The organism is Rhodoplanes roseus (genome assembly GCF_003258865.1).
Taxonomy (GTDB): Bacteria; Pseudomonadota; Alphaproteobacteria; order Rhizobiales; family Xanthobacteraceae; genus Rhodoplanes; species Rhodoplanes roseus.
Window position 1 is genome coordinate 1 of the sequence record NZ_NPEX01000369.1, and the last position, 4659, is coordinate 4659.

Here is a 4659-nt window from a genome sequence, read left to right on the forward strand (position 1 = left end):
GGTGCCGCCGGCGGCACTCGGACGGGGGCGCCGCCGCAGCGCCGAGATCGCCTTCGCGCGCCAGACCGCGATGTACCTGGCCCACGTGGCCGTCGGGGCGTCCTTCAGCGACGTGGGGAGGGCGTTCGGGCGAGATCGGACGACCGCGGCGCATGCCTGCCGAACGGTCGAGGAGCGCCGCGACGATCCGCGGGTCGAGGCCGTGCTGGTCCGGCTGGAGGGGCTCCTTGCCGAGACGATCGCCGCCACCGGCCCGGGGAGTTGCGCATGAGCCGCGTCTCGCGTCGCGGCCGGGCGGGCCGCCCCTCGGCCATTGCCGCGGCCGATGCGGTCGCGATCGGCCCGTTCCGGGCCCGTCAGCTCGCGCTGTCGCGCCGCGCCGATCCCGATGCGCCCGTCGGCACCGGACGCGCCGGCACCGGGCCGGCCGGGACCGTGGTGGTCAACGAGGCCGAGAGTCCGCTCGCCTGGCTGGCCCGCCGCAAAGGCCGCGACGGCCGGCCGATGATCGAGCCCGAGCAGTTCTCGGCCGGCGAGCGGCTGCGCGCGGACTTCACCTTCGCCCAGATCGGGCCGCGCCTGACGGTCGACTGGACGGCGGCGCTGTCGCCCGGCAGCGTCGGCGGCGGCGGTCCGGCCTCCCTCACCGACGCCGTGATCGGCGCCCGGCAGCGGCTCGCCACGGCGCTCGACGCCGCCGGCACCGAGTTCTCCGGCCTGCTCCTCGACGTGTGCTGCTTCCTGAAGGGGCTCGAGGACGTCGAGCGCGAGCGCAGCTGGCCGCCGCGCTCCGCCAAGGTGGTGCTGCAGCTCGGCCTCGACCGGCTGGTGCGCCACTACGGCCTCGCCGCCCGCGCACGTAAGAGCGCTCCGATCCGGGCGTGGCGGGCAGATTAGCGAGGAGCGATTCCCGCCCGCTCCCTGCTACTCGCCCACTTTCGCCAACGCCGTCTCGGCGTCGCGGCGAATGCGCGCCACCATGGACTTCAGGCCGTTGGAGCGCTGCGGGGTGAGGTGATCCTTCAGCCCCAGCTTCTCGAAGATGGTGGCCGGGTCGGCCGCGAGGATCTCGCCGGGCGTGCGGTCGGAATAGAGCGAGAACAGGATGGCGATCAGGCCGCGCACGATATGGGCGTCGCTGTCGCCCTTGAAGCTCAGCACCGGGCCGGCCGCCCCGTCGGGCCGCACCGCGGTGGTCAGCCACACCTGGCTGGCGCAGCCCTGCACCTTGTTGGCCTCGACATGGTCCTGCTCCGGCAGCGGATCGAGGGTGCGGCCGAGCTCGATGATGTAGCGGTAGCGGTCGTCCCAGTCGTCGAGCAGCGAAAAGTTGTCGAGGATGTCGTCCAAGGTCATGTCGCGTGTCCCGCCGCCGGGCGGCTGCCTCCATGGCGGCCGTTCCGCATACATAGGGGCGATCGGCGCGGATGGGAATTCGCCATGCGACGGACGCTCGCGTCCGGCGCGAAGCCGACAACTCCGACGGACGCTCGCGTCCGGCGTAAAGCCGACAACTTCGACGGACGCTCGCGTCCGGCGCGAGTCGTCCCGGCGCGGTGCCGAAAACGAAGGCGGCGGCCGCGAGGGCCGCCGTCCGTCGTCGTGGTCAGCCCGGCGGGCGGACCGATGCCTCGCGGCGGGCCGGCGGTCCCCGGAACTCCGGGGCGAGGTCGGCGGCCGAGAGCGTGCTCTGCGATACCGGTGGGCGCGCGCTGTCGCCCTTCGGGGCCGCGGCGCCGGTCGTGACCGGCGTCCGGTCGGAGCTGGAGAACGTCTCGCTCACCATCTCCATCATGATCTTCGCGCCTGCCTGCGCCTTCTGTCCGATCGCCACTGCGACCTGCGAGCCGACCGCGCAGACGTCGGGCTGGCGCGTGCAGAACTGGCGCAGATCCGAGACCGTCGATGCGGCGGCGGAGGCGGCGTCGGCCGCGCTCACTGCGGACGCGCCGGCACCGTCGCCCGGCGAGCGCGTGACGGTGGGCAACAGCACCGCCACGACGCCCAGCCAAAAGGCCGTGCGCAACAAGAAGCCCATTGTCCTGTCCTTGTGGTCCCCGTCTCCCTCGTCCCGTGTCCCGTTCTTGTTCCCCGACCCGAACGCTAGCAGCGCGGCTTTGACGTGCGGTTCGCCGCGACGGCGCGATTCGAATCGAGTTTTCCGACAAGTCGAACGATCGCGTTCACCATTGGTCAGGACCTCGCGCATTCATGTGGCGACGTGCGATCAAAGGGTTGCAGCCGCGCCGCGCGAGATTGAAGAAAACCCGATGGCATCGGCGCTAACGCGATCGAGGCGGGCGCGGCAACGGACTGTTCACCAATCAACGTCGCATTCACCATTCAATACCGTGTTCACCATCAGCGCAGAATGGGGTGAAGCATCGCAGCGGTTTCTCCACAGCGTGCCAACCGGGGGCCTTGCGAGGCCTCGCCCTTAGCGTTCGCTTAATGGGGCTCTGAGACGATCCCCACCGACGCGAAGGGGCGCGTCCGTGTTCGGGACGTGCAGTGGGCGAAGTGAGCGTTTTCAGATCACTCGGGCATTATGTGGACGCGCTGGTGCACCCCTCGGTGCAGGGCGATCCGCTGGCCAAGGCGCGTCACCGTGCCTTCATCGCGCCGCGGCTGCTCGGCAGCCTCACCGCGCTCGTCGCGTTTCCGGCGTATCTGGCGCTGCGCGGCGCACCGAGCGCGCTCGAGCTGCTGGTGTTCTGCTGGCTCGCCGCACCGATCCTCACCTCTTATTACCTGTCGCGCACCGGCCGCTACGAGAGCGCGCATGTCCTCTCCGCGCTGGCGCTCACCGGCCTCGTCACGGTGATCGCGGCGGAGACCGGCGGCATCGGCTCCTTCGCCGCGATCTGGCTCGTCGTCGTGCCGCTCGAGGCGGCGCTGTCGGCGTCGCGCCGCGTCGTCGCGCTCGCCTCGACGTTGGCGCTCGGCGCCGCCGGCTTCCTGGTCGGCATGGGCGCGTTCGGCCTGCTGCCGGAGCCGGTGGTGGCGGCGCACGGCACGTCCGCGCTGGCGGCGCTCGGCATCGTCTCGGCCGCGCTCTATGCGACCGGGCTGGCGCTCGGCGCCGAATCGCTCACCCGCACGAGCTTCTGGCTCCTCTATGCCGAGGAGGATCGCTACCGCCTGCTCGCCCGCAACATGACCGACGTGATCACGCGCCACGGCCAGAACGGCGCCGTGATGTTCGCCTCGCCGGCGGCCGAGCAGCTGTTCGGCGCCAGCGCCGCCGAGCTGCGCGGCCACGGCCTGTTCGACCGCGTCCACATCGCCGACCGTCCCGCCTATCTGAGCGCGCTCGCCGACGCGGCCGCGCAGGGCCTGTCGCGCTCGGTCGAGTTCCGGGTGCGCCGTGACGCCGAGACGTCGGGCGGCCTGGTGCGCTTCATCTGGATCGAGATGCGCTGCCGTCCGCTCGACCGCGCCGTCACCGGCCCCGAGGCGGGCAGTCACGAGGTCGTCGCGGTGATGCGCGACGTGACCGAGCGCAAGGAGCAGGAGCGCGCGCTGGAGCAGGCCAGGACCGAGGCCGAGAAGGCCAACTCCGCCAAGAGCCGCTTCCTCGCCACCATGAGCCACGAGCTGCGCACCCCGCTCAACGCCGTGATCGGCTTCTCCGACATGCTCGTCAACGAGAGGTCGCTCAAGATCACGCCCGAGCGGCGGCTCGAATACGCGCGGCTGATCAACGAGTCGGGCAATCATCTCCTGTCGGTCGTCAACGACATCCTCGACATGTCGAAGCTCGAGACCGGCGAGTTCGAGATCCGCCCGGAGCCGTTCGCGCTGGCGCCGGTGGTGCGCTCGTGCTGCGATCTTCTCGGCCTCAAGGCGCGCGAGCAGGACATCCGCCTCGAGGTCGCGGTCGATCCGGCGCTGCCCGAGCTGGTCGCCGACAAGCGCGCGATGAAGCAGGTCCTCATCAACCTGGTGTCCAACGCCGTGAAGTTCACGGACCGCGGCGGCTGCGTCACGGTCGCGGCCCGGCGCGAGGGCGCCCGCCTCGCCATCACGGTCGAGGACAACGGCATCGGCATCCGCGAGGACGATCTCCAGCGCTGCGGCAATCCGTTCTTCCAGTCGCGCGATTCCTACGACCGCCCGCATCACGGCACCGGCCTCGGCCTGTCGATCGTCAAGGGCCTGGTCGGCCTGCACGGCGGCGAGATCGCGATGTCGAGCCGCCTGGGGGCGGGGACTTGCGTGACGGTGCGGATTCCGCTCGATTGCGATCCCGCCCGCGCCAAGGCGCCGCCGCTCGGTCCCGCGGCGTCGACGGTGCGGCGGCTGAGCCTTCCGGGCGAACCCGTGCCGGAGGAGACTCCAACCGAAGAGACGAGTGGCGAGGCGACGTTTGCGGTCAAGAAGCGTGCGTGATCCGGTCGACCAGGAGGTCGGTCGTCGTGACGGCGGCGGTCGGGGGCGCGAGCCCCGGGCCAGTCGCGCCGGTGCCGTGGCCATGGCGCTGCTGCGGCGGCCGCGCGACACGCTGGCCGGCGCGGCCGGCCTGGCGGCCGTCGCGACCGTGGTGATCAACGCGCTGTTCCTCCAGCCCGGTCCCCATCCGGCGCCGATCTTCGCGCTCAAGCCCGAGCGTCCGGTCGCGGTCGCGCCGGCGCGCGATTCGACCGGCGCGCTGGCCGT

Annotated in this window: 5 protein-coding genes and 1 pseudogene; 4 read left to right on the forward strand and 2 right to left on the reverse strand. The window is 71.7% G+C overall.

Going from position 1 to position 4659, the window contains the following annotated elements:
• Together CH341_RS28240 and CH341_RS28245 are read left to right on the forward strand one after the other, a co-directional pair.
• Nucleotides 1–271, forward strand: a 271-nt coding sequence (locus tag CH341_RS28240; RefSeq protein WP_111422413.1) for a helix-turn-helix domain-containing protein, incomplete at its 5' end; no start/stop codon positions are given.
• Nucleotides 268–897: a DUF6456 domain-containing protein gene (locus CH341_RS28245; RefSeq protein WP_111422417.1), complete on the forward strand. Its 630-nt coding sequence runs from the start codon at nt 268–270 to the stop codon at nt 895–897. The genes CH341_RS28240 and CH341_RS28245, both read left to right, overlap by 4 nt.
• A gap of 27 nt (nt 898–924) precedes the next feature.
• Here CH341_RS28245 and CH341_RS28250 read toward each other — a convergent pair whose 3' ends face one another.
• Both CH341_RS28250 and CH341_RS28255 read right to left on the reverse strand, forming a co-directional pair.
• A complete protein-coding gene (locus tag CH341_RS28250; RefSeq protein WP_111422420.1) occupies nt 925–1356 on the reverse strand; it encodes a SufE family protein in 432 nt (143 codons plus the stop codon).
• Nucleotides 1357–1606: 250 nt separating this feature from the next.
• Nucleotides 1607–2209, reverse strand: coding sequence for a DUF5330 domain-containing protein (locus CH341_RS28255; RefSeq protein WP_146604654.1), 603 nt, complete (start codon nt 2207–2209; stop codon nt 1607–1609).
• A 311-nt stretch (nt 2210–2520) separates the two neighbouring features.
• On the opposite strand from CH341_RS28255, the gene CH341_RS28260 reads away from it, so the two are divergent.
• Together CH341_RS28260 and CH341_RS28265 are read left to right on the forward strand one after the other, a co-directional pair.
• On the forward strand, nt 2521–4392 hold the full coding sequence (locus CH341_RS28260) for a sensor histidine kinase (protein ID WP_111422424.1): 1872 nt from the start codon (nt 2521–2523) through the stop codon (nt 4390–4392).
• Nucleotides 4385–4659 (forward strand): annotated as a pseudogene (locus CH341_RS28265) (hypothetical protein); the annotation flags it as partial. The gene CH341_RS28260 and the pseudogene CH341_RS28265, both read left to right, overlap by 8 nt.